The 23,036-nt window shown below is 60.6% G+C and carries 24 protein-coding genes; 19 read left to right on the forward strand and 5 right to left on the reverse strand.

Annotated features, from left to right (window positions below; translation table 11 throughout):
- Nucleotides 1-14: 14 nt before the first annotated feature.
- From EDF75_RS22830 to metK, 3 genes are all read right to left on the reverse strand, one after another.
- Complete coding sequence (locus EDF75_RS22830; RefSeq protein WP_133600966.1) at nt 15-515, reverse strand: SprT family zinc-dependent metalloprotease; 501 nt, start codon at nt 513-515, stop codon at nt 15-17.
- 78 nt (nt 516-593) lie between these two features.
- Nucleotides 594-1,988 carry a sugar porter family MFS transporter gene (locus EDF75_RS22835; RefSeq protein ID WP_123708801.1) on the reverse strand — a complete coding sequence of 465 codons (1,395 nt, stop codon included), beginning with the start codon at nt 1,986-1,988 and terminating at the stop codon, nt 594-596.
- A 392-nt stretch (nt 1,989-2,380) separates the two neighbouring features.
- Nucleotides 2,381-3,535 carry a methionine adenosyltransferase gene (metK, locus tag EDF75_RS22840; protein WP_045857082.1) on the reverse strand — a complete coding sequence of 385 codons (1,155 nt, stop codon included), beginning with the start codon at nt 3,533-3,535 and terminating at the stop codon, nt 2,381-2,383.
- Between the two features lie 463 nt (nt 3,536-3,998).
- Between metK and EDF75_RS27485 the strand changes: the two genes are divergently transcribed.
- The 4 genes from EDF75_RS27485 to speB all read left to right on the forward strand — a co-directional run bounded on the left by EDF75_RS27485 (nt 3,999) and on the right by speB (nt 7,477).
- Nucleotides 3,999-4,148, forward strand: a complete 150-nt coding sequence (locus EDF75_RS27485; protein ID WP_437440697.1) for a hypothetical protein — start codon at nt 3,999-4,001, stop codon at nt 4,146-4,148.
- Between the two features lie 88 nt (nt 4,149-4,236).
- On the forward strand, nt 4,237-4,368 hold the full coding sequence (yqgB, locus tag EDF75_RS22850) for an acid stress response protein YqgB (protein ID WP_133600968.1): 132 nt from the start codon (nt 4,237-4,239) through the stop codon (nt 4,366-4,368).
- 8 nt (nt 4,369-4,376) lie between these two features.
- Complete coding sequence (gene speA, locus EDF75_RS22855) at nt 4,377-6,353, forward strand: biosynthetic arginine decarboxylase (protein ID WP_133600969.1); 1,977 nt, start codon at nt 4,377-4,379, stop codon at nt 6,351-6,353.
- A 203-nt stretch (nt 6,354-6,556) separates the two neighbouring features.
- Nucleotides 6,557-7,477, forward strand: coding sequence for an agmatinase (gene speB, locus EDF75_RS22860; RefSeq protein WP_076946678.1), 921 nt, complete (start codon nt 6,557-6,559; stop codon nt 7,475-7,477).
- Between the two features lie 3 nt (nt 7,478-7,480).
- Here the strand turns inward: speB and EDF75_RS22865 are convergent, their stop codons facing one another.
- The gene (locus EDF75_RS22865; protein ID WP_133600970.1) at nt 7,481-8,692 is read right to left on the reverse strand and encodes an MFS transporter; all 1,212 of its coding nucleotides are present in this window, start codon (nt 8,690-8,692) and stop codon (nt 7,481-7,483) included.
- Between the two features lie 428 nt (nt 8,693-9,120).
- On the opposite strand from EDF75_RS22865, the gene EDF75_RS22870 reads away from it, so the two are divergent.
- The 14 genes from EDF75_RS22870 to EDF75_RS22935 all read left to right on the forward strand — a co-directional run bounded on the left by EDF75_RS22870 (nt 9,121) and on the right by EDF75_RS22935 (nt 21,838).
- Nucleotides 9,121-9,444: a Rieske (2Fe-2S) protein gene (locus tag EDF75_RS22870; protein ID WP_041147189.1), complete on the forward strand. Its 324-nt coding sequence runs from the start codon at nt 9,121-9,123 to the stop codon at nt 9,442-9,444.
- Entirely contained in the window at nt 9,441-9,749 is a 309-nt protein-coding gene (locus EDF75_RS22875; protein WP_045857092.1) for a recombinase-like helix-turn-helix domain-containing protein, read from the forward strand. Before EDF75_RS22870 ends, EDF75_RS22875 begins: the two co-directional genes overlap by 4 nt.
- A gap of 10 nt (nt 9,750-9,759) precedes the next feature.
- Nucleotides 9,760-10,782, forward strand: a complete 1,023-nt coding sequence (locus tag EDF75_RS22880; RefSeq protein ID WP_123708797.1) for an aromatic ring-hydroxylating oxygenase subunit alpha — start codon at nt 9,760-9,762, stop codon at nt 10,780-10,782.
- Nucleotides 10,782-11,531: an SDR family oxidoreductase gene (locus tag EDF75_RS22885; RefSeq protein ID WP_133600971.1), complete on the forward strand. Its 750-nt coding sequence runs from the start codon at nt 10,782-10,784 to the stop codon at nt 11,529-11,531. The genes EDF75_RS22880 and EDF75_RS22885 overlap by 1 nt, the downstream gene beginning before the upstream one ends.
- Nucleotides 11,532-11,545: 14 nt before the next feature.
- Entirely contained in the window at nt 11,546-12,334 is a 789-nt protein-coding gene (locus EDF75_RS22890; RefSeq protein WP_045857098.1) for an IclR family transcriptional regulator, read from the forward strand.
- 88 nt (nt 12,335-12,422) lie between these two features.
- Complete coding sequence (locus EDF75_RS22895) at nt 12,423-13,349, forward strand: VOC family protein (RefSeq protein ID WP_133600972.1); 927 nt, start codon at nt 12,423-12,425, stop codon at nt 13,347-13,349.
- Complete coding sequence (locus tag EDF75_RS22900) at nt 13,346-14,542, forward strand: NAD(P)/FAD-dependent oxidoreductase (protein WP_133600973.1); 1,197 nt, start codon at nt 13,346-13,348, stop codon at nt 14,540-14,542. The genes EDF75_RS22895 and EDF75_RS22900 overlap by 4 nt, the downstream gene beginning before the upstream one ends.
- 26 nt (nt 14,543-14,568) lie before the next feature.
- On the forward strand, nt 14,569-15,825 hold the full coding sequence (locus tag EDF75_RS22905) for an MFS transporter (RefSeq protein WP_045857103.1): 1,257 nt from the start codon (nt 14,569-14,571) through the stop codon (nt 15,823-15,825).
- 10 nt (nt 15,826-15,835) lie between these two features.
- On the forward strand, nt 15,836-16,366 hold the full coding sequence (locus EDF75_RS22910; RefSeq protein WP_095099295.1) for a cupin domain-containing protein: 531 nt from the start codon (nt 15,836-15,838) through the stop codon (nt 16,364-16,366).
- Between the two features lie 9 nt (nt 16,367-16,375).
- Entirely contained in the window at nt 16,376-17,146 is a 771-nt protein-coding gene (locus EDF75_RS22915; RefSeq protein ID WP_133600974.1) for an alpha/beta fold hydrolase, read from the forward strand.
- On the forward strand, nt 17,130-17,924 hold the full coding sequence (locus EDF75_RS22920; protein WP_133600975.1) for an SDR family oxidoreductase: 795 nt from the start codon (nt 17,130-17,132) through the stop codon (nt 17,922-17,924). The genes EDF75_RS22915 and EDF75_RS22920 overlap by 17 nt, the downstream gene beginning before the upstream one ends.
- A 9-nt stretch (nt 17,925-17,933) precedes the next feature.
- Nucleotides 17,934-18,698, forward strand: coding sequence for an aspartate dehydrogenase (locus EDF75_RS22925; RefSeq protein WP_133600976.1), 765 nt, complete (start codon nt 17,934-17,936; stop codon nt 18,696-18,698).
- A 15-nt stretch (nt 18,699-18,713) separates the two neighbouring features.
- Nucleotides 18,714-20,183, forward strand: a complete 1,470-nt coding sequence (locus EDF75_RS22930; RefSeq protein ID WP_133600977.1) for an aldehyde dehydrogenase — start codon at nt 18,714-18,716, stop codon at nt 20,181-20,183.
- 14 nt (nt 20,184-20,197) lie between these two features.
- The gene (locus EDF75_RS22935) at nt 20,198-21,838 is read left to right on the forward strand and encodes a thiamine pyrophosphate-binding protein (RefSeq protein ID WP_133600978.1); all 1,641 of its coding nucleotides are present in this window, start codon (nt 20,198-20,200) and stop codon (nt 21,836-21,838) included.
- Nucleotides 21,839-21,880: 42 nt separating this feature from the next.
- Here the strand turns inward: EDF75_RS22935 and loiP are convergent, their stop codons facing one another.
- Nucleotides 21,881-22,639 carry a metalloprotease LoiP gene (loiP, locus tag EDF75_RS22940; protein ID WP_045857115.1) on the reverse strand — a complete coding sequence of 253 codons (759 nt, stop codon included), beginning with the start codon at nt 22,637-22,639 and terminating at the stop codon, nt 21,881-21,883.
- Nucleotides 22,640-22,917: 278 nt separating this feature from the next.
- Between loiP and EDF75_RS22945 the strand changes: the two genes are divergently transcribed.
- A partial coding sequence (locus tag EDF75_RS22945) for a hypothetical protein (RefSeq protein ID WP_171996282.1) occupies nt 22,918-23,036 on the forward strand: 119 nt, incomplete at its 3' end.

Below are 23,036 nucleotides of genomic sequence, written 5' to 3' on the forward strand. Positions count from 1 at the left end.
GTTATAGCCGATATTTACGCTTCGGCGACCAGCAGATCGCCGCAGCGAACGCAGCGGTAGGTGGCTTCGCCGCGCGTCACGCGGTTGTGACGGCGAACGGTAAGCTGGTGCTGCTGGCACCGGCAGCGGTAGGGGAAGGTATTCTGCCGCACGGAGTCCAGTTCGAAGCGGTGGGTGCGGCGGGCCGGCACTTCCAGCACGTTTTCCATCATCCACTTCCACTCTTTGCCGTGCGGCGCCACGCGTCCAAAATGCTGCCACACCAGCAGGTGCGCCAGCTCGTGCGGCACGACCTCATCGATAAACGCCTGCTGGTTCTCCAGCAGCAGCACCGGGTTGAGGCGAATTTCATTCTTCTCCAGCCAGGCGGTGCCAGCGGAGGTTCCCCGCTGCTGATAGACCAGCGCGGGTTCCGGATAGCGGCGCTCAAGCTTGAGGTTCGCGAGGGCGAGTTTTTCCCGCAGGCTGCGCATTACGGCCTGCTGCGTAGCGATGGGAATTCGGGGCGTCTTCATAGCGCCAGAGGATAGTGCGGTGAGGAGAGGAGAGCAAGAAGAAGCTTCCTCCCGCGGGGGGAGGAAGCGCGGTGATGGCTAGTCGCGAGCGCCGATTTCACGCAGCGGACGGCCCTTCATCAGGTTACGTTCGATATGTTCCAGCGAAACGTTTTTGGTTTCCGGAATAAGCCACAGGGTCAGGAAGATGAACAGGATGTTCAGGCCGCCATAGACCCAGAAGGTGTTCGCGCTGCCCAGCGAGTTCAGCATGGTCAGGAAGGTCGCACCGACGATCATGTTGGCAATCCAGTTGGTAGCCGTGGAGCAGGTGATGCCGAAATCGCGGCCCTTCAGCGGCTGGATTTCTGAACACAGGACCCAGATCAGCGGGCCGGCGCTCATGGCGAAGCCGACGATAAACATCAGCAGCATCAGCACGGAGAAGTACTGCGCGGTCGTGGAGTGGATGCCGATATGCATCATGCTGCCCAGCACGCCCATGCCGACGGCCATGACGATAAAGCCGAGGATCAGCGTAGGCTTACGGCCCCAGCGGTCAACCAGGCCGATCGCGATAAAGGTCGCCAGCACGTTGGTCAGGCCGACGATGACCGTGCCCCACATCTGCTCGGTGGTGTTGGCGTAGCCCGCCAGCTCAAAAATCTTCGGCGCGTAGTACATGATGACGTTCATCCCGGTGAACTGCTGCATCACCTGCAGCAGAACCCCGAGGAACACCGCGCGGCGGAAGTTGCTGTTCTCTTTAAACAGCTCCCAGCCGGACTGTTTGACCTTCAGGCTTTCACGGATTTCATCGAGCTCACGTTTGGCTTCCGCGCTGGTATCACGCAGGCGCAGCAGCACGCGCTCAGCGTCGACAAAGCGGCGTTTTGCGGCAAACCAGCGCGGGCTGTCCGGCAGGAAGAAAACGCCAATCAGCAGCAGAACGGCCGGGATGATTATGACCCCGAGCATCCAGCGCCATGCGCCGCTGTAGCTAAACGCGGTATCCGACAGATAGGCGCCGAGAATACCGATGGTGATCATCAGCTGATACATCGAGATCATGCTGCCGCGAATTTTCTCCGGCGCAATTTCGGACAGGTACAGCGGGGCGGTGTAGGAAGCGACGCCTACCGCCAGGCCGAGCAGTACGCGGGAAATCAGCAGCACTTCAACGTTCGGCGCGGCGGCGGAGCACAGCGAGCCGGCAACGAACAGGATGGCGCCGATCATCAGGCTTTTCTTACGGCCCAGCTTGAAGGAGAGCCAGCCGCTGCCGACCGCACCGACCGCGGCGCCGAACATCATGGAGCTCACCACCCATTCCTGAGTGTGAGCGGTAATCTGAAACTCGTTGGCAATAAAGGGTAGGGCACCCGCAATGACGCCGATATCAAGGCCAAAAAGCAGGCCAGCCAGTGCGGCGAGGAAACAGACAAAGAACGTCATCGTTTTGTTCGAGCGCCCTTGTTTTTTGTTGTCAGGCATAACGCCCTCCAGTTGAGTTATTGATTCTGTCGCTGCTTAGAGTAGGGGAGTGCGTAGCAAAAAAATGTGATTGCAATCACGGCTGTGTAATCGCTTACACTAAGGTAAAGAAACGTAATCAATAAATATTTATATAAATCAATGTAATATTTGAGTTTAGTCGACGCGACAAAAAGCACAAATCAGACTTACCTGAAACAGTATGTAACATTGTGACAGATTGCTTCATTAACGCTGAACCTGAGCTAACGAATGGCTGCCAATCTTATGTAATCGCTTTCATTATCTGGTGTTGCAGGAGCCGGTGGCGGCGGAGCACGGAGCGCAGTGGGGGGAAGAGGTAAAGAAAAAGGCCAGCACGAGGCTGGCCTTTGAAACGGTAAAGCGCGCGGTTATTTCAGGCCGGCAGCTTCGCGCAGCAGAGCGGCTTTGTCGGTTTTTTCCCATGGGAAATGTTCGCGACCAAAGTGACCGTATGCCGCGGTTTCTTTGTAGATTGGGTGCAGCAGATCCAGCATCTGGATCAGGCCGTACGGACGCAGGTCGAAGAATTCGCGCACCAGCAGCGTTAGCTGCTCGGTCGCAATTTTTTCGGTGCCGAAGGTTTCCACCATGATAGAGGTCGGTTCAGCCACGCCGATTGCGTAGGAAACCTGAATCTCACAGCGATCGGCCAGGCCTGCGGCAACGATATTTTTCGCCACATAGCGCGCTGCGTAAGCCGCGGAGCGGTCAACTTTAGACGGATCCTTACCGGAGAACGCGCCGCCGCCGTGGCGAGCCATGCCGCCGTAGGTATCAACGATGATTTTACGTCCGGTCAGGCCGCAGTCGCCCATCGGGCCGCCGATAACAAAGCGACCGGTCGGGTTGATAAAGAATTTGGTGGCGCTGCTCAGCCATTCGGTCGGCAGAACCGGCTTGATGATCTCTTCCATCACCGCTTCCTGCAGCGATTTCTGATCGATATCTTCCGCGTGCTGGGTCGACAGTACCACCGCGTCGATGCCGACGATTTTGCCGTCGTCATACTGGAAGGTCACCTGGCTCTTCGCATCCGGACGCAGCCACGGCAGCGTGCCGTTTTTACGCACTTCAGCCTGACGCTGCACCAGACGGTGAGCATAGGTGATCGGCGCCGGCATCAGCACGTCGGTCTCGTTAGTGGCATAGCCAAACATCAGGCCCTGGTCGCCCGCGCCCTGCTCCAGCGGATCGGCACGGTCAACGCCCTGGTTGATGTCCGGAGACTGCTTGCCGATTGCGCTCAGCACGGCGCAGGAGTTGGCATCAAAGCCCATATCGGAATGCACGTAGCCAATTTCACGAACCGTATTACGGGTGATCTCTTCGATATCAACCCATGCGCTGGTGGTGATTTCACCGCCAACCAAAACCATGCCGGTTTTGACGTAGGTCTCACACGCGACGCGGGCCTTCGGATCCTGTTCCAGGATCGCGTCAAGCACGGCATCGGAGATTTGGTCAGCAATTTTGTCTGGATGCCCTTCTGATACGGACTCGGACGTAAAGAGGTGTTTTGCCATGTTTTATTTTACCTGTGGAGTATTCGTATAGCTCATACTGTTGTGTGGATTAGCTTTGGTGGATGATTCTACCAAAGCCTGCAGGTAGTGACACGAGCAGTCTGAGTGTTAATCAGTATAGACGGATTAACTTCTGGACGGCTATTTTAGGTCAAATCTTAATCCCATTTCCAGACTTTTTTGATGCGCATCGCATTTATGCGCAATAGTCGGTGGAAATTTTTCCTGCCAGATGCGGCAACGCGCATATTTTTATTTTGCATTTTAGCCTGCTTCTCGGTATAAAACGCCGCGCACGGCTCATTATGACAGCGCACGAAGAGTACCTCGTGACGCCACTTCCAGCCGGGTTAAGCACTCTGTATTGACAGAATCCCGCAGCGGCCTTTGCGCCTGCTGCCAGATAGATAGCTTTGGCTTGTCGCTGGCCCGTTTCGGGGCAGTGTGGAGGTGATACCAGATAATGAACCCACGTTTTTCACCTGATTCGTCGCGTCGTTCCGTCGCGCGTCACTATCCCGCAATCTGCATCTCTTGCATGCACACCTGCCGATGTTCTACCCATCTCGGCGCTTCTCAGGATTCCAGGGCCGGAAGGTCGTCAGAAAACTGAACAAGGGCTCTCTTGCCGCTATTGCAAGGGTTTTCTCGTGGTTTCTCCGGACTGTCACACTACGTTCGGGTACGTGTTTTATTATCATATGAAGAAGAAACCGGTCGCGCAGCCGCAGCGCCAGCACTATCTGCTGGGGTTTAGGACTGTTCATGGGTTGTTATCGCGTCTTTGGACTGCGATAGTAGTTAACTGTCTTACACTTATGATTAAAAATTGAGGTTCGCTATGTCTGACGACATGTCTATGGTTTCGCCTTCGTCAGCAGGCGAACAGGGTGTACTACGTTCTATGCAGGAGGTGGCGATGAGCTCCCAGGAAGCTAGCAAAATGCTACGTACTTATAATATTGCCTGGTGGGGTAATAACTACTACGACGTCAACGAGCTGGGCCATATCAGCGTTTGCCCGGATCCTGACGTACCGCAAGCGCGCGTCGATCTTGCCGAATTAGTTAAAGCGCGCGAAGCGCAGGGGCAGCGCCTGCCTGCACTGTTTTGCTTCCCGCAGATCCTGCAGCATCGCCTGCGCTCGATTAACGCCGCCTTCAAGCGCGCGCGCGAGTCCTACGGCTATAACGGCGACTATTTCCTGGTCTATCCGATTAAGGTTAACCAGCATCGTCGCGTGATTGAGTCGCTGATCCACTCCGGCGAGCCGCTGGGCCTGGAAGCCGGTTCAAAGGCCGAACTGATGGCGGTGCTGGCGCACGCGGGCATGACCCGCAGCGTGATCGTCTGTAACGGCTATAAAGACCGTGAATATATCCGCCTGGCGCTGGTGGGCGAAAAGATGGGCCACAAGGTCTATCTGGTCATCGAAAAGATGTCGGAAATCGCCATCGTGCTGGAAGAGGCCGCACGCCTTAACGTGGTGCCGCGTCTTGGCGTCCGCGCGCGTTTAGCCTCGCAGGGCTCCGGTAAATGGCAGTCCTCCGGCGGCGAGAAATCCAAGTTCGGCCTCGCGGCGACGCAGGTTCTGCAGCTGGTTGAAATTCTGCGCGCGGCGGGGCATCTGGAAAGCCTGCAGCTGCTGCACTTCCACCTTGGCTCGCAGATGGCCAACATTCGCGATATCGCCACCGGCGTGCGCGAATCCTCGCGCTTTTACGTCGAGCTGCATAAGCTGGGCGTCAATATCCAGTGCTTTGACGTCGGCGGCGGCCTGGGCGTGGACTATGAGGGCACCCGTTCGCAGTCCGACTGCTCGGTGAACTACGGCCTCAACGAGTACGCGAACAACATCATCTGGGCGATCGGCGACGCCTGCGAAGAGAACGGCCTGCCGCACCCGACGGTGATTACCGAATCCGGGCGTGCGGTCACCGCGCACCATACCGTGCTGGTCTCCAACATCATCGGCGTTGAGCGCAACGAATACACCGAGGCGACCCCGCCTGCGGAAGATGCGGCGCGCCCGCTGCAGAGCATGTGGGAAACCTGGCTCGAGATGCACGAGACCGGCAACCGCCGCTCGCTGCGCGAATGGCTGCACGATAGCCAGATGGACCTGCACGATATTCATATCGGCTACTCTTCCGGCACCTTCAACCTGCAGGAGCGCGCGTGGGCGGAGCAGCTGTATCTGAACATGTGTCACGAAGTGCAGAAACAGCTCGACCCGAGCAACCGCGCGCACCGGCCAATCATTGACGAGCTGCAGGAGCGGATGGCGGATAAAATTTACGTCAACTTCTCGCTGTTCCAGTCGATGCCGGACGCGTGGGGTATCGATCAGCTGTTCCCGGTGATGCCGCTGGAAGGGCTGAACATGGTGCCTGAGCGCCGCGCGGTGCTGCTGGATATCACCTGCGACTCCGACGGCGCTATCGATCACTACGTCGACGGCGACGGGATCGCCACCACCATGCCGATGCCGGAATACGATCCTGATAACCCGCCGATGCTGGGCTTCTTTATGGTTGGCGCCTACCAGGAGATCCTCGGCAACATGCACAACCTGTTCGGTGATACCGAAGCGGTTGACGTGTTCGTCTTCCCTGACGGCAGCGTTGAAGTTGAGCTCTCCGACGAAGGGGATACCGTGGCGGATATGCTGCAGTACGTGCAGCTGGATCCGAACACGCTGTTGACCCAGTTCCGCGATCAGGTGAAAAACTCCGGTCTCGACGAGGCGCTGCAGCAGCAGTTCCTCGAAGAGTTCGAAGCGGGCCTGTACGGCTACACTTACCTGGAAGACGAGTAACATGCTGCGCGCCCTCTCTTGTGAAGGAGGGGGCATCAGGTCGCACAAACGCGATACCGACTTGAACCCGCAGGCATTAACGGCGATAATTCGCCCAACAAGCAGTCACCCTATTCAAACCCTTCCTCGTCGGGCCTAACGACGCGGAGGGGTTTTTTTATGTGCATTTTTAACACTATCGCCTGTAAAAAGAGGTCACACCCATGAGCACTTTAGGTCATCAATACGATAATTCCCTGGTCTCTAACGCGTTTGGTTTTTTGCGTCTGCCGCTGAACTTCCAGCCGTACGACAGCGACGCCGACTGGGTGATCACCGGCGTTCCTTTTGATGCGGCAACCTCCGGCCGCGCGGGCGGGCGTCACGGCCCGGCGGCGATCCGTCAGGTTTCCACCAACCTTGCCTGGGAAGGCAACCGCTTCCCGTGGAACTTCGACATGCGTGAACGTCTGAACGTTGTCGACTGCGGCGACCTGGTTTACGCCTTCGGCGACGCGCGCGACATGAGCGAACGTTTGCAGGCCCACGCTGAGAAGCTGCTGGCGGCCGGGAAACGTATGCTCTCCTTCGGCGGCGATCACTTCGTCACCCTGCCGCTGCTGCGCGCGCACGCTAAGCATTTCGGTAAAATGGCGCTGGTGCATTTCGATGCCCATACCGACACCTACGCCAACGGCTGCGAGTTTGACCACGGCACCATGTTCTACACCGCGCCGAACGAAGGCCTGATTGACCCGAACCACTCGGTGCAGATCGGTATCCGCACCGAGTTTGACAAAGACAACGGCTTTACCGTGCTGGACGCGGGCCAGGTCAACGATCGCAGCGCTGACGACGTTATCGCTCAGATCAAACAGATCGTTGGCGATATGCCGGTCTACCTGACCTTCGACATTGACTGTCTGGATCCGGCGTTTGCGCCGGGCACCGGTACGCCGGTGATCGGTGGGCTGACCTCGGACCGCGCGATCAAGCTGGTGCGCGGCCTGAAGGATCTGAACATCGTTGGCATGGACGTGGTGGAAGTGGCTCCGGCCTACGATCAGTCCGAGATCACCGCCCTGGCGGCGGCGACCCTGGCGCTGGAAATGCTCTATATCCAGGCGGCGAAAAAGGGCGAATAAGCCCTAAGCGCTCACTGCTGCTGCGCGACGCATGCGCAGCAGCAGCACGCTTCCGGCAAGCAGGGTAACGACCTGTGACGCCACCAGTACCGAAAATCCTGAACTGACCGACCCAACCGACTTCATCACCAGCCCCATCAGCAGCGGGATAAACGCCGCGCAGATATTGCCGATACCGTTAATGATGCCGTAGGCGCTGCCAACCGCCTCCCTCGCCGCGTGATGCTGCACCACCGCCGGTATCGCCGCCCCCTGAAGCCCCCAAAAGATATTGGCCGACAGCATAAACAGCGCCAGCCACGCCGGCTGGTGGCTGAGCATCAGCGCCAGTATCGAGCAGGCCGTCAGAAGACCGCCGCTTATAAACAGCAGCGGAGCCTGCTCGGGACGCATTTTATCGAGCAGCACACCGCCAAGAAATTTTGAACCCAGGCTGAGCAGAAAGGGGATCGCCGCCAGAACGCCGGTGGCCTGTAGCGAGAAGTGATGCTCGTCGCGCAGCCACGCCGGCAGCCAGGCGCTGCTGCCCCACAGATAGCTGAGGGTGGCGATCTCGACCAGCAGGATCCAGCCGAGCAGCGGCGTACGCCAGGCCAGCTGAAACGTCTGCTTAAAGCCGGAGCGAGACCTTTGCGCCGCCGCGGCAGGAGCCGGCAGGAAGCGCCAGATCAGCCCGCCGCCGAGCAGCAGGTTCAGCGCGGCCAGGCTGTAGAAAGAGCCTTGCCACCCCTGATGCTCAATTAAAAAAGTGACCAGCGGGAAGCCCACCGCCAGCCCCAGCGAGACCCCGAGCGCGGTAACCGCGTTCGGTTTGCCGATCTCGCCGGCGGCGAAGCTGTCGCTGATAAAGCGCGTTTTAAGTGAAAATAGCGGCCCCTCCGCAATACCTAAAATAACGCGGGCGATCAGCATTCCGAACAGCGAGCCGAGCAGCGGAGAAACGGCGCACACCGCGGCCCAGATAGCGATGCTGATTAATAGCCCCTGCCGATAGTGCAGCCGGTTTTCAATTACCGGCGTTAAGAGTAGCGCCGACAGCCCATAGCCCACGAGAAAGCAGGTCATCAGCATTCCCTGTAACATTCTGTTTTCATTTAGCTGAAAGTGGGCCGCAAATTCGGGGTTAAGTATCATCACTGAGATATTTACCCGGTCAATATAAGAGATGATAATTAACAACAGTAGCGCGATTGTTCCCTGCCATCTTGCGGTCATGATTATTCTTTTCTCCCGGTCATTTATGAATCAAAGGCGCTATTTTTAAATAACGGTGATAGTCACGTATGTAAAATGATTCACAGGTGAAACTCATTGTTTTAAAAGATATTGATTGAAAAGTGTTTCACCAGTGAAACTTGATGTTTAGCCGGCTTTATCATTTTTAATGATTGTATGGAAAAGAAGTCAATAGTCTTTTTCGAAAAGTTAAGCGCCTGCTTAATTTATTTTCACGCCCCCTTTTAAATATCACAATTTCATATTGCCGCAATTTTTCGTGATCGATTGCACACTTAGATAATTAAATCACGATCGGTTAACAAATCCTTCACATTGCCGCTTGACGAAAGATTGAACGCTTTTATATTGACCGTATTAAATAAGAAACAGAGTTTCATATATGAAACAAAGCCTGGAGGATCGTGATGAGCTGGATAGGCGTATGTGACGCAGAGCAGGTACAGGAAGATTTCCCTTATAGCGGCAATATCGACGGTAAAGAGATCGGCATTTATCTGATTGATGGCGAGTATTACGCGCTGGAGGACGTGTGTCCCCATGCCTACGCGCTGTTAAGCCAGGGCTTTGTGGAAGACGGCAAGGTTGAATGCCCGCTGCACGAAGCGGTATTCGATGTGAAAACCGGTCAGTGCCTGCACGGTCCGGGCGGTCGTAGCCTCAATCGTTACCCGGTGCGGGTATTCGACAATCAGATCCAGATTACTTTTATCGAGGAGAGCGTGGCATGAGCGAAACCCTGAACTTCAACCCGGCGCTGCCGGAAAGCCGCCAGTTTACGCCGCCCGCCGAGGGCGGAAACGGCAATATCCACCGGCCTGGCGACTACGCCAATCTTATCTGGCAGACCCGCAGCCGCGTTCCGGAGAGCTGGGAGCTGCAGCTTATCGCCACCCTTGAAGGGCTGTTTGAGCAGGGCGCAGAGAGCCTGACGCAGCTGGTGGACGGGCTGAACGACCTGCGGATGCACGACCAGCAGGGCGAACCGTGGAGCGAGGCCAGCTTCGAGGCTTTTTTGCAGGTAAACGGATACTGAGGACACAGCGATGACGACAACGGTACAAAACTATCTCGATAAAGGTTTACGCGGCCTGTGGTATCCGGTGCTGGCAAGCTGGGAGGTGCAGTCCGCGCCGGTGGGCATCACCCGCCTCGGCGAGCAGATCGTTATCTGGCGTAATAAAGACGGCCAGCTGCAGGCGCTGGAAGACCGCTGCCCGCACCGCGGCGCGCGCCTGTCGATGGGCTGGAACCTCGGCGACCGCATCGCCTGCTGGTATCACGGCGTGGAAGTGGCGGGAAACGGCGAAGTAAAAGATGTCCCGGCGGTCGACAAGTGTCCGCTGGTGGGCCAGCAGTGCGTGCGCAGCTATAGCGTTCAGGAAGCGCACGGGGCGATCTTCTTATGGTTTGGCGCCACGGCGAACCAGCAGCCGGATGAGCTGAGCTTCCCGGAAGAGCTGGCTAACGGCGACAAATACAGCAACTTCCTCTGCACCGCCGCGTGGAAATGCAACTATCAGTACGCGCTGGAAAACGTCATGGACCCGATGCACGGTACCTATCTGCACTCCTCTTCGCACTCGATGGCGGAAGGGGAGCGTAAAGCGGACATGGTGCTGCAGCCGACCAAAACCGGCTTTATCTTTGAGAAGAAGGGGCAGAGCGGCGTCAACTTTGACTGGGTAGAGCTCGGCAATAGCGGCGCCTGCTGGATGCGCCTGTCGATCCCGTATCAGAAACGCTTTGGGCCAGGAGGCCACTTCTTTATCGTCGGCATGGTGGTGCCGGAAGATAACGACAACTGTCGGGTCTTTTTCTGGCGTATCCGCGGCGTGCAGGGCTGGCAGCGCGATATGTGGCGCTTCATGTACCGCAACCGCCTGGAAAAACTGCACTGGGAAGTGCTCGAGCAGGATCGCGTGGTGCTGGAGAGCCTGGCGCCGAACGCCCGCGACCACGAATATCTCTATCAGCACGACGTCGGGCTGTCGCGCCTGCGCCGCATGATGCAAAAAGCGGCCAAAGAGCAGCTGGCGGCGCGCGAAGAACAGCAGGGCGCCGCCTGATGAACGGGCTGCTGAACGGAAAACGTATCGTGGTGACCGGGGCCGCGCGCGGGCTGGGCTATCACTTCGCCAAAGCCTGCGCGGAGCAGGGGGCGAAGGTGGTGATGTGCGACATCCTCGAGGGCCAACTGGCCGAGAGCGCGCATGGGCTCAGTGAACAAGGTTTTGCCGTCGAGTCTTACGCTATCGATCTGGCCGATCCGCGCTCAATCGCGCAGGCGTTTAGCGCGATTGGCGAACGAGGTCCTATTGACGGACTGGTGAATAACGCCGCGATGGCCACCGGCGTCGGCGGCAAAAATATGATCGATTACGATCCGGATCTGTGGGATCGGGTGATGTCGGTTAACGTCAAAGGCACCTGGCTGGTGACCCGGGCGGCGGTACCGCTGCTGCGTGAAGGCAGCGGGATCGTTAACGTGGCGTCGGATACCGCGCTGTGGGGCGCGCCGCGTCTGATGGCCTACGTCGCCAGCAAAGGCGCGGTGATCGCCATGACCCGCTCAATGGCGCGGGAGCTTGGCGAGAAGCGCATTCGCATTAACGCTATCGCCCCGGGGCTGACCCGCGTTGAGGCCACCGAGTACGTTCCGGCTGAACGTCATCAGCTGTATGAGAACGGCCGGGCCCTGAGCGGCGCCCAGCAGCCGGAGGATGTTACCGGCAGCGTGGTGTGGCTGCTCAGCGAGCTGTCGCGGTTTATCACCGGACAGCTGATCCCGGTCAACGGCGGATTTGTTTTTAACTAAAGAGGCGAGGCGGTATGGCAAACGAGCGGGAAGTGAAGTACCTGGTGCCGGGCCTGGAGCGGGGGCTGGAGCTGCTGCTGGCGTTTGGCGAGCAGCATCGCGATCTGACCTTCGCCGAGCTGCATCGGCTGGTGGATATGCCGAAGGCGACCGCCTATCGCGTGGTGCAGACGCTGGAATATATGGGCTTTCTGGAGCGCAATCCGCGCACCAATACCTTTTCGCTCGGGATGAACGTCCTGCGTCTGGGCTTTGAATATATCGCCTCCCTGGATGTGGCGCAGGTCGGTCAGCCGGTGATTGAGCAGCTGCGCGATACCAGCCAGTGCAGCAGCCACCTGGCGATCCGCGACGGGCGGGACATCATCTACATCGCCCGCGTCAGCGCCGCCGGCTCGCGCATTAATCAGGTCAGCATCGGCACCCGGCTGCCGGTCCACTGCACTTCGCTTGGCCGCATGCTGCTGACCGATGTCTCCCGCCGCGAGTTCGAGCTGCTGTTCCCTGACGAGCGGCTGCCGGGCAATACGCCGGGGCAAATTCACGACCGTGAAGCGCTGTGGCAGATGGTGCAGCAGGATAAGGCGCGGGGCTTTGTGATCGGCGAGTCCTTCTACCGTCACGGGATCTCCTCCATCGTTTACCCGGTCTACGATCGCAGCGGACGGGTGGCGGCGGTGGTGAGTATCCTGGTGCCGTCGGATGAGATCCCACAGGCCGATCGCGAGCGGCTGCAAAACGATGTCAGCATGGCGGCGGACAAAATTTCAGGCTTCCTCGGGCATTTAGCTCAGGCTATTTAAATCAATACGTTAACTGCAGGCGCTTGGCTGCGTCGGGCATGTTTTACGCCCAAATCCGGGCGACCGAACGGTAAAGAGGCAACGAACGATGAGTGTAACCGGAATTGAAAAGCTGGAATTTGGCGTCGACGACCTGACCCATAGCGCCAAATTTATGCGTGATTTTGGCCTGACGAGCGATGCCGGCGGCCGGGGTTTTACCACCCTGAGCGGCGCCCAGGTCATGCTCAACCCGATCAACAGCCCGGATCTGCCGCCCGCTTTTGAGGCGGGCAATACCCTGCGCCGGATGACCTGGGGCGTGGCGGACCGGGCGGCGCTGGAGGCGCTGCGGCCGAAGCTGGCGCAGCAGCCGGCCTTTCGCGAAGTGGACGGCGCCCTCGAGTGCCAGGATCCGAACGGCATGACGCTGCGCGTCCAGGTGAGCCAGCAGACGCCGGTTGAGCTGGACGTTGAGCCGATAAACCAGTGGGGCGACGTGCGGCGGATCGATACGCCGAGTCCGGTTTATGACCGCGCCCAGCCGATCAACATCGGCCACGTGGTGTTCTTCGTGGAGGAGCTGGCGGCGGTAGAGGGCTTTTACCGCGAAGTGCTCGGTTTCCAGGTGTCCGATCGCTATATCAACCGCGCGGTGTTCCTGCGCTGCGGCGTGCGCGGCGGGCATCACAATCTCTTCTTATTACAGCTGCCGACCCGCAGGCGCGGCCTTAACCACGTCGCCTTTACGGTGCGCGATATCCACGAAGTGATCGGCGGCGGGATCGCAATGAACAAAAGCCAGTGGAGCACCTTTATCGGCCCCGGCCGCCACCCGGTCTCTTCGGCCTATTTCTGGTACGTCAACAGCCCGACCGGCGGGGCGTTTGAGTACTACACCAACGACGACTATCTGACGGAAAACTGGCAGCCGCGCGAGCTGGAACACTCCCTGGTTTCCTTTACCGAGTGGGCGGTGGAGGGCGGTATCGACCACGACACCCGCCGCCAGCAGAAAAAGCCGGAGGCGGTATGACGGTGCGGATAGTGATTATCGGCGGCGGCCAGGCCGGCGGCTGGGCGGCAAAAACGCTGCGTGATGAAGGCTTCGACGGCGAGATCTGCATCATCGCCGAGGAGGAGTGGGATTTTTACGAACGCCCGCCGCTGTCGAAGGCGGCGCTGCTGGAGGCCGAACCGGCGCTGCCGCGTCTGTTTAGCGCAGAAGCTCAGCAGGCGCTGAACCTGAAGTGGTACCGCCCGCAGCGGGCGGAGGCCATCGATCGTGAGGCGAGAACCGTGCGCCTGAGCGGCGGCGAGCGGCTGACCTACGACCGCCTGCTGATCGCTACCGGCGGCCGCGCCCGCCTGCCCGGCGAGGCGTGGGCGCAGCATCCCCAGGTCTACACCCTGCGCCACTGGCAGGATGCCCGGCGCCTGAAGCAGCGCCTGGCGGCCAGCACCCGGCTGGCGATCGTCGGCGGCGGCTGGATTGGCCTCGAGATTGCCGCCTCGGCGCGCAAAAGCGGCGTCGAGGTCACGCTCTACGAACAGCAGCCGGCGCTGTGCATGCGCTCGGTAAGCGGCGAGGTGTCGCAGGAGCTGGAATGGCTGCACCGCGATCGGGGGGTCAACGTCCGCACGGGGTGCGGTGCGCTGGGCCTCGAAGATAGCGACGGCCTGCCGGTGATCCGCTGCGACGGCCGACGTCAGACCTTCGATGCGGTGGTGGTGGGGATCGGCGTCGATCTTAATCTGGAGCTGGCGCAGGAGGCGGGCCTGCCGGTCGATCGCGGGATCGTGGTCGATGCCCAGGGACGAACCGCCGATCCGGCTATTTTCGCCGCCGGCGATGTCGCCCGCCATCACCAGTACGGCCTGTGCATTCAGTCGTGGGCCTTTGCCCAGAATCAGGCGGTGGCGACGGCAAAAGCGATGCTCGATCCGCAGGCCGAGGGCTACGATGAAGCGCCGTGGCTGTGGTCGGATCAATACGCGCACAATATTCAGATCCTCGGGATCCCCCAGCCGGGAACCCGGACGGTGGTTCGCCGCGATCCCAAAGGGCCGCTGTTTTTCTCACTCGATAGCGACGGCCGGCTCAGCCAGCTGGTGGCGTTTAACGATGCGCGCACCGTCAAGCTGGCGAAGCGCTGGATGGCGGCGGGGAGGGATCTTTCCGCCGTGCCGCTCGACGATCTGACCTTTTCGCTGATGTCATTGCGATAACACCCGCGCACCCTTAAGGGGGAGAGATGACCACATTAGAGACCAACACCGCGCCCTCCGTGGCGGGCGGTGAGGGCGTCCACGCGCCTGAAAAAGCGGTTCGCTGGGCCATTCCGCTGTCGTTACTGGCCTGCGTGCTGCTGGCGTTCTTCGACAAAATCAGCATTGCGGCGCTGTTTTCCGATAGCCATTTTCAGCAGGCGATGGGCATCGATTTTGATACCACCCGCCTCGGCATCCTGATGAGCGCTTTTTTACTGAGCTACGGCTTCTCCTCGGTTCTGCTCAGCGGGCTGGGCGACCGCATCGCGCCGCTGCGCCTGCTCACCGGCATGATGGTGGTGTGGTGCGTATTAATGGTGATGATGGGATTCACCCACAGCTACAGCGCCATGATCGTGCTGCGCGTGCTGCTCGGCATCGCCGAGGGGCCGCTGTTTCCGCTGGCCTTTGCCATCGTGCGCCACACCTTCCCCCAGCGTCTGCAGGCGCGCGCCACCATGCTGTGGCTGCTCGGGACGCCGGTCGGCGCGGCCATCGGCTTCCCGCTCTCCATCTGGCTGCTCAGCACCTTCGGCTGGCAAAGCACCTTCTTTGCGATGGCGATGCTGACGGCGCCGGTGCTGATTTTTGTCCGTATCGGCCTGCGCGGCATCCAGCTGGAGGGCAAAACCTCCGCGGCCGCCAGCTCGCAGGAAGAGCGGCGTAGCGCCCGCCGGGAGCTGTTTGTCAGTCCGCACTTCTGGATGATCTGCGTCTTCAATATCGCCTTCCTCGCCTATCTGTGGGGCATCAACGGCTGGCTTCCCGGCTACCTGATTAAGGGCAAGGGTATCCACCTGGAGCACGCCGGCTGGCTATCGTCGATGCCGTTTATCGCCATGCTGCTCGGCGAAATCATCGGGGCGTGGCTTTCAGACCGGGTGGATAAACGCGCGGCCGCCTGCTTTATCTCGCTGGCCGGAGCGGCGGTTGGCCTGGCGGCGGTGATGCACTTCACCACTCCGCTAACGGTTATCGCGGCGATGAGCTTTAGCACCTTCATGTGGGGAACCGGCGCCCCCAATATTTTTGCACTGCTGGCGAAGGCGACCCATCCCCGGGTCAGCGCCACGGCGGGTGGGATTTTCAACGGGTTGGGAAACTTTGCCGGCGCCCTGTCGCCTGCGGTGATGGGCGCGCTTATCGCCTTCACCCACAGCATGGATTCCGGACTGATCTTTCTGGCGGTGATGGCGGTCGTAGGCTGTCTCCTGTTGCTGCCGCTGCTAAGACGTTACTGAGGAGAAGACGATGACAGATTCAAGCGTAACTGCAAAACAGGGCCTCAAGCCTGAGCACCTGACGATGGAAGAGTGGATTGAGTCGCGTATCGCGCGCTTTGAAGGACGCAAATATGACTGGAACGCGCTGAAGTTCCAGGCCGATTTCGACCCGAAATACCGCCGCGCCCAGATGCGCTACATCGGCACCGGCGCCACCGGCGTCGCCAACGACACCAATACCGTGGCGGCGGAGAACTTCACCTTCTCCACCATGGTGCTGCCGGCTAAGTGCGAAGGGCCGCTGCACCTGCACGATGACGTCGAAGAGGTGTTTTTCATGCTCAAGGGGCAGATAACCCTGATGGTTCAGGACGGCGACAGCTACACCGAAACCGTGCTGCGCGAGCGCGACCTGATCTCCGTCCCGGCGGGGATCTACCGCGGGCTGTTTAACCACGGCGAGGAGGAAGCGCTGATGTGCGTGATGCTCGGCACCCGCAAGCCGAATATCCCGACCTATCCGGAAGATCATCCCCTGTCAAAAGTGAAGCGCGGTTAAGGAGGCGGTATGACGGGTTTTCGTGAACAGGGGAGCGGCACGCCGCTGGTGCTGCTGCACGGTATCAGCTCCGGCGCGGCCTCCTGGCATAAGCAGATGGCGCTGCCCGGCTACCGCGTGCTGGCCTGGGATATGCCCGGTTATGGCGAAAGCCCGATGCTCTCGGCCGAGCGTGCGGATGCCGGCGACTATGCCGAAGCCCTGGCGCAGCTGCTCGACCGCGCCGGCGTTGAGCGGGCGGTGCTGGTAGGCCACTCGCTGGGCGCGCTGGTAGCCAGCGCCTTTGCGGCAAAGTACCCCGGGCGCGTTCTGCGCCTGGTTCTGGCCGATGCCGCGCAGGGCTACGGCCGGGCGGACGCCGCGCAGCGTGAAAAAATCTGGCTGGGCCGCCGGCAGCAGATGGCCGCCGGCGGCGAAGCGATGGCGCAGGGCCGGGCGGCGAAGCTGCTGCACCCCTGTAGCGATGAGGCCAACGTTGCCGTCGTTGCCGCCGGGATGCGCAGGCTGCGCGCCGAGGGCTACCTGGCCGCGGCGTGGATGCTGGCCCATGACGATATTCACCGCTGGCTTGGCGATTTTCGCGGCCGCTTTGAGGCGTGGTGCGGTGAGCAGGACGCCATTACCCAGCCGGAGCTGGTGCACGGCCTGGCGCTGCGCTACCGCATGCCGTACGTCGGCATCCCGCGAGCGGGGCACGCCAGCTATCTCGATAACGACATATTTTTCAATCAACAGCTTTTACGGGTAGGGGAAGAGGTGCGCGATGAATGCACAAATTGAGGGGCGCGTAGCGGTGGTCACCGGCGGGTCGTCAGGAATTGGCTTTGAAACGCTGCGCCTGCTGCTGGGGGAAGGGGCGAAGGTCGCCTTCTGCGGCCGCAATCCGGACCGGCTCGCCAGCGCCCATGCGGCGCTGCAAAACGAATATCCCGGCGCGGACGTCTTCTCTTACCGCTGCGACGTGCTGAAAGAAGACGAGGTGCAGGACTTTGCCGACGCGGTCGCGGCGCGCTTTGGCGGTGCCGACATGCTGATTAATAACGCCGGCCAGGGGTACGTGGCGCACTTCGCCGATACGCCGCGGGAGGCGTGGCTGCACGAGGCGGAGCTCAAGCTGTTCGGGGTGATTAACCCGGTGAAGGCCTTTCAGGCGCAGCTCGAGCGTTCGGATATCGCCTCGATCACCTGCGTGAACTCGCTGCTGGCGCTGCAGCCGGAGGAGCACATGATTGCCACCTCCGCGGCGCGCGCGGCGCTGCTCAACATGACCCTGACGCTGTCGAAGGACCTGGTTGCCAAAGGCATTCGGGTGAACTCCATTCTGCTCGGCATGGTGGAGTCAGGACAGTGGCAGCGGCGCTTTGAAAACCGCACGGACAGGAGCCAGAGCTGGCCCGAGTGGACGGCGGATATCGCCCGCAAGCGCGGGATCCCGATGGCGCGCCTCGGCAGGCCGAACGAGCCGGCGCAGGCGCTGCTGTTCCTCGCCTCGCCGCTGGCGTCGTTTACCACCGGTGCGGCGCTGGATGTCTCCGGCGGCTTTTGCCGTCATCTGTAAGGAGTTGAGATGAAAAAGATCATGCTCATCGGCTATGGCGCAATGGCGCAGGCGGTGATTGAACGGCTGCCGCCGCAGGTTGCCCTGGGCTGGGTGGTGGCGCGCGAGGCGCACCACGCGGCGATCCGCCAGCGCTTCGGCGATGCGGTAGCGGTGCTGGAGGACCCGCAGGCCTGTACGCAAACCCCGGATCTGGTGCTGGAGTGCGCCAGCCAGCAGGCGGTGGCGCAGTTTGGCGAAGCCATTCTCAGGCGCGGCTGGCATCTGGTGGTCATCTCTACCGGCGCGCTGGCGGATAGCGAGCTGGAAAAACGCCTCAACGGCGCCGGAGGCCGGCTAACCCTGCTTTCCGGCGCGGTGGCCGGTATTGACGGCCTGGCGGCAGCGAAAGAGGGCGGTCTTGAGCAGGTGACCTATCGGTCGCGCAAAAGCCCGGCCAGCTGGCGCGGCAGCTATGCGGAAATGCTCATCGACCTCAACGCGGTCAGTGAAGCAAAGATCTTTTTTGAAGGCAGCGCGCGCGAAGCGGCCCGCCTGTTTCCGGCGAACGCCAACGTTGCGGCAACCGTGGCGCTGGGCGGCATCGGGATGGACGATACCCGGGTACAGCTGATGGTCGATCCGATGACCCGGCGCAATACCCACACGCTGTACGTACAGGGCGCGTTTGGCGAGTTCCACCTGGAGCTCAGCGGACTGCCGCTCGCCAGCAACCCAAAAACCTCCACCCTGGCGGCACTGAGCGCGGTTCGCGCCTGCCGCGAACTGGCATAGCGCAAAGAGGCGACGATGGATGAGTTAAAGATTTTTATCGGCGGTCGCTGGCGCTACGGCGGCGGCAACCTGATGCACAGCCTGTTTCCGGCCGACGGCTCGGTCAACGCCACGCTGCATGCGGCAAGCCTTGACGATCTGCACGAGGCGATCGCGCTGGCCGAAAGCGCCTGGCGCCAGTCGGCGTGGCGCAGCATGCTGCCCCATCTGCGGGCAAAGATCCTGCATAGGGCGGCGGATATTATCGAATCCCGCCTTGAGGAGCTGACGCGGATACAGAGCCGCGACAACGGCAAGCCGCTGGCGGAGGCGCGAGGCCTGGTGATGAGCGCGGCGGGCAGCGCCCGCTACTTTGCCGCCGCCTGCGAGCTGCTGGAGGGCGAACTGCCGACCCCGCGGCAGGCGGATCTGCTGACGCTCAGCCGCTACGAGCCGCTGGGCGTGGTGGCGGCGATTACGCCGTGGAACTCGCCGATCGCCAGCGAGATGCAAAAAGTGGCCCCGGCGATCGCCGCCGGTAACGCGGTGATCCTCAAGCCGGCGGAGGCCACGCCGCTGATGGCGCTGGAGCTGGCGCGGATCTTCGAACAGGCCGGCCTGCCGGCGGGCCTGCTCAGCGTCCTGCCGGGGAAAGGATCGGTGATTGGCGACGCCCTGGCCCGCCACCCTCTGGTGCGCAAAATTTCGTTTACCGGCGGCACCAGCACCGGACGTCATCTGGCGCACGTGGCGGCGGAAAAGCTGATCCCGGCGTCGCTGGAGCTCGGCGGCAAATCTCCGACCATCGTGCTGGAAGATGCCGATATCGAGCAGGCGGCGCGCGGCATCTGCTACGGCATCTTTAGCTCCGGCGGCCAGGCCTGCATCGCCGGCTCGCGGCTGTTTGTGCATGAAAAAGTCTATCCGCAGCTGATGGCGCGCCTGCTGGAGCTGACCCGCGGGCTCAGAATCGGCCATCCGTTTAGCGCGGAGACCCACGTCGGACCGCTGATTAATGAAAAGCACCGCGACAGCGTGCTGGAGTACGTCGAGCTGGCGAAACGCGAAGGCGGCCGGGTGCTGTGCGGCGGCGAGATCCCGGCGGATCCGGCGCTGGCGGCAGGCAGCTATTTTCAACCGACGATCGTTGAGGGGCTGACCAACGCGGCCCGCGCCTGCCGGGAGGAGATCTTCGGCCCGGTGCTGGTGGCGATGAGCTTCAGCGATGAAGACGCGCTGATCCAGCAGGCCAATGATTCGGTATACGGCCTGGCGGCGGGGATCTGGACGCGGGACAGCGGACGCGCCCTGCGCTTAAGCGATCGCCTGGAAGCCGGAACGGTGTGGATCAACACCTACAAGGTTTTCTCCATTTCGACCCCTTTTGGGGGCTTTAAAGAGAGCGGCCTGGGCCGCGAAAAAGGGATTCAGGGGCTAAAGGCCTGGATGCAACAAAAGAGCATTTATCTGGCGACGGGTAATAGCGTCAACCACTGGTGCGACTAAGAGAAGGGTGTGCAATGAGCGAAATGATAACCGTCGGCGAAGCCATCGCCAGAACGCTGGAGCAGTACAACGTTGAGGCTATTTACGGCGTCATCTCTATTCACAACCTGCCGATCGCCGATGCGGTAGGCCAGCGCGGAAAGATCCGCTTTGTTCCGGCGCGCGGTGAGGCCGGATCGGTCACCATGGCCGACGCCCACGGACGCTTTTCCGGACTGGGCGTGGCGTTGACCAGCACCGGCGCGGGGGCCGGCAACGCGGTAGGGGCGCTGGTGGAGGCGATGAACGCCTGTACGCCGCTGCTGCACCTCACCGGTCAGGTGGAGAAAACCTGGCTCGATGCCGACACCGGCTTTATTCACGAAACCCGCGACCAGCTGACCTTCCTGAAGGCCAGCTCGAAGCGCGCGTACCGCATCAGCAACGCTAATCAGGCGCTGGCTATCCTGCATAAGGCGATTCAGGAGGCGCAAACGCCGCCGTGCGGTCCGGTATCGGTTGAAATCCCGATTGATATTCAGGGCGCGAAAATCCCGGCCTCGCTGGTGACCGCCGCGCTGAAAGCGGCTCCGGCGGCGAAGGCCGATAGCGCCACCGTCGATGCGCTGTGGGCGCAGCTCCGCCAGGCTAAACGGCCGCTGCTGTGGCTGGGCGGCGGGGCTATCGGCAGCGCGGCGGCGGTGAAAAAGCTGGCCGATGCCGGGATGACGGTGATCTCCAGCACCCACGGCCGCGGCGTGCTGCCGGACGCGCACCGCGCCAGCCTGCGCGCCTTCCACAATTCACCCTCCGTTGAAGCGCTGATGGCGCAGTGCGATTTTACCCTGGTGGCGGGCTCGCGCCTGCGCAGCAACGAAACCCGCTCCTGGACCCTCGAACTACCGTCGCCAAGGGTGCAGATTGATATCGACCCGGCGGCGGCCAGCCGTAACTATCTGATGGATAACACGCTGATTGCCGACTGTACCAGCCTGCTGGCGGCGCTGGCGGAAAAAGCGCAGGGGCGTGAATGGGGTAATGTCCAGTGGGATGCGCAGGTCAAAGAGGCGGTCGCGCTGGCGGATAGCGGGCTGCGCGAGCAGTGCGGCGCCTACGCGCAGCTGAACGACGCCATCGCCCAGGCGCTGCCTGACGACGGGATCCTGGTGCGCGATATCACCGTTTCCGGCAGCCTGTGGGGGAGCCGTCTGTTCCGCGCCCACGGCCCGTTAATGAACATCCACTCGCTGGCCGGGGCCATTGGCATGGGCCTGCCGATGGCGATCGGCACGGCGATTGCTAACCCGCAGCGGAAGGTGGTCGGCCTCGTCGGCGACGGCGGGCTGAGCCTGAACCTGGGGGAGCTGGCGACGCTGGCGCAGGAAAAGGCTAACGTCACGCTGATTGTCATGAACGATGGCGGCTACGGCGTGATGCGCGGGATTCAGGATAAGTATTTCGGCGGGCGTCAGTATTACAACGAGCTGCATACTCCGGATTTCACGCTGCTGGCGCAGGCCATCGGCCTGCAGGCGTGGAGCGTTGAGCGGGCGGAGGATTTCCAGTCGGTCATGACCGAAGCGCTGGCGATGCCGGGGCCGTCGGTGGTGGAGGTCAAAATGGGGCAGATTGGCGCGCTGCGTTTTGCCGGGCCGCCGCAGAAAACGCTGTATTAAGCCGTTTTCCCCTCTCTGGCGCTGCAGAGAGGGGAACCGGGATTATTTAATGCCGTCGGCCTTCATGCGATCGCGAATGTGCTGAGCGCGCTCCTGGGATGCCGGGTGATCGTCAAACATTGAGCTCTGACGCCCGGCTTCCAGCTTGGCCAGCTTCTCGAAGCTGGTGGCCAGTCCTGACGGATTAATTCCGCGCTTACGCAGCAGATCGTAGGAGTAGTCGTCCGCTTCGGACTCCTGGCGCTGGGAGAACTGCGAGTTCACCAGCTTTTCGCCAAGATCGCCCAGCTGAGACTGGGACAGGCTGCCGACGATACCGCCCGCCGACGCGGCGGCGGCGCGAACGGCGTTGGTGCCGAGCGCCACCTGCATGCCTTTCTTCACGTGACCCAGCGCAACGTGGCCCATTTCGTGGCCGATAACCGCTTCCACTTCGTTATCGTTCATGATGTCCATCAGGCCGCTGTATACGCGGATGCAGCCGTTGGCCATCGCAAACGCGTTAACGTCTTTGGTTTCATACACTTTGTAGTTAACCGGCTGGCCGTTGATATTGTCTCCCAGCGCGGCGGCGATTTTATTCAGACGCTTGCTGTAGTCGCTGCCGGCGGGCGAAATAGTCGCCTTGCTATCCATCTCTTTACAGGCCTGGTCGCTGAGCGCTTTGACCTGCGCGTCGCTTAGAGAATAAGCCTGAAAAGCCTCGGCGCCGGAGCTGAGGAGGGCGTTGGAGTCCATGTTCTGACATCCGGTAAGCGTTGCTGCGATCCCAAGGGCAAGAATAGTTGAGCGAATTTTCATTTTTTATCTTCCACAATCTTACGATTTTTTGTCTGAAAAAGGCGACGGTAAGCATGTCGCATCCTGCACAAATTATAAAGAGTATTGCGAGTTACGGGCGAGAGGATTCCGGGGCAGCACAACGTGTTCCGGAGATTTCTTAAACCACAAAAGGATGCTCCATGTACATGTTTTGTCGCTTGGGTTACATTGTTGTCACTTTTTTCCGGCGTAGCCCAAAACGCGCTCTCGTCAAGTCGTTAAGGGTATGGCCTTCAACAGTCCGAACTGGAGTCAAAATGTCCTCACGTAAAGAGCTTGCTAACGCTATTCGTGCGCTGAGCATGGACGCGGTACAGAAAGCCAAATCCGGCCACCCGGGTGCCCCGATGGGTATGGCTGACATTGCCGAAGTCCT

This window comes from Klebsiella sp. BIGb0149 (assembly GCF_004362605.1).
In the GTDB taxonomy this organism is placed as follows: domain Bacteria; phylum Pseudomonadota; class Gammaproteobacteria; order Enterobacterales; family Enterobacteriaceae; genus Klebsiella; species Klebsiella terrigena.

Excerpts from the sequence above, each read along its gene's own strand:
- EDF75_RS22920 (WP_133600975.1), top strand. The coding sequence starts at position 17,130 with ATGAATGCACAAATTGAGGGGCGCGTAGCGGTGGTCACCGGCGGGTCG.
- EDF75_RS22910 (WP_095099295.1), top strand. The coding sequence starts at position 15,836 with ATGACAGATTCAAGCGTAACTGCAAAACAGGGCCTCAAGCCTGAGCAC.
- EDF75_RS22895 (WP_133600972.1), top strand. The coding sequence starts at position 12,423 with ATGAGTGTAACCGGAATTGAAAAGCTGGAATTTGGCGTCGACGACCTG.
- EDF75_RS22835 (WP_123708801.1), bottom strand. The coding sequence starts at position 1,988 with ATGCCTGACAACAAAAAACAAGGGCGCTCGAACAAAACGATGACGTTC.
- EDF75_RS22880 (WP_123708797.1), top strand. The coding sequence starts at position 9,760 with ATGACGACAACGGTACAAAACTATCTCGATAAAGGTTTACGCGGCCTG.
- EDF75_RS22935 (WP_133600978.1), top strand. The coding sequence starts at position 20,198 with ATGAGCGAAATGATAACCGTCGGCGAAGCCATCGCCAGAACGCTGGAG.
- metK (WP_045857082.1), bottom strand. The coding sequence starts at position 3,535 with ATGGCAAAACACCTCTTTACGTCCGAGTCCGTATCAGAAGGGCATCCA.
- EDF75_RS22915 (WP_133600974.1), top strand. The coding sequence starts at position 16,376 with ATGACGGGTTTTCGTGAACAGGGGAGCGGCACGCCGCTGGTGCTGCTG.
- EDF75_RS22865 (WP_133600970.1), bottom strand. The coding sequence starts at position 8,692 with ATGACCGCAAGATGGCAGGGAACAATCGCGCTACTGTTGTTAATTATC.
- EDF75_RS22890 (WP_045857098.1), top strand. The coding sequence starts at position 11,546 with ATGGCAAACGAGCGGGAAGTGAAGTACCTGGTGCCGGGCCTGGAGCGG.
- EDF75_RS22885 (WP_133600971.1), top strand. The coding sequence starts at position 10,782 with ATGAACGGGCTGCTGAACGGAAAACGTATCGTGGTGACCGGGGCCGCG.
- EDF75_RS22925 (WP_133600976.1), top strand. The coding sequence starts at position 17,934 with ATGAAAAAGATCATGCTCATCGGCTATGGCGCAATGGCGCAGGCGGTG.
- EDF75_RS22905 (WP_045857103.1), top strand. The coding sequence starts at position 14,569 with ATGACCACATTAGAGACCAACACCGCGCCCTCCGTGGCGGGCGGTGAG.
- EDF75_RS22900 (WP_133600973.1), top strand. The coding sequence starts at position 13,346 with ATGACGGTGCGGATAGTGATTATCGGCGGCGGCCAGGCCGGCGGCTGG.
- EDF75_RS22870 (WP_041147189.1), top strand. The coding sequence starts at position 9,121 with ATGAGCTGGATAGGCGTATGTGACGCAGAGCAGGTACAGGAAGATTTC.
- speA (WP_133600969.1), top strand. The coding sequence starts at position 4,377 with ATGTCTGACGACATGTCTATGGTTTCGCCTTCGTCAGCAGGCGAACAG.
- speB (WP_076946678.1), top strand. The coding sequence starts at position 6,557 with ATGAGCACTTTAGGTCATCAATACGATAATTCCCTGGTCTCTAACGCG.
- loiP (WP_045857115.1), bottom strand. The coding sequence starts at position 22,639 with ATGAAAATTCGCTCAACTATTCTTGCCCTTGGGATCGCAGCAACGCTT.
- EDF75_RS22875 (WP_045857092.1), top strand. The coding sequence starts at position 9,441 with ATGAGCGAAACCCTGAACTTCAACCCGGCGCTGCCGGAAAGCCGCCAG.
- EDF75_RS22930 (WP_133600977.1), top strand. The coding sequence starts at position 18,714 with ATGGATGAGTTAAAGATTTTTATCGGCGGTCGCTGGCGCTACGGCGGC.
- EDF75_RS27485 (WP_437440697.1), top strand. The coding sequence starts at position 3,999 with ATGAACCCACGTTTTTCACCTGATTCGTCGCGTCGTTCCGTCGCGCGT.
- yqgB (WP_133600968.1), top strand. The coding sequence starts at position 4,237 with ATGAAGAAGAAACCGGTCGCGCAGCCGCAGCGCCAGCACTATCTGCTG.
- EDF75_RS22830 (WP_133600966.1), bottom strand. The coding sequence starts at position 515 with ATGAAGACGCCCCGAATTCCCATCGCTACGCAGCAGGCCGTAATGCGC.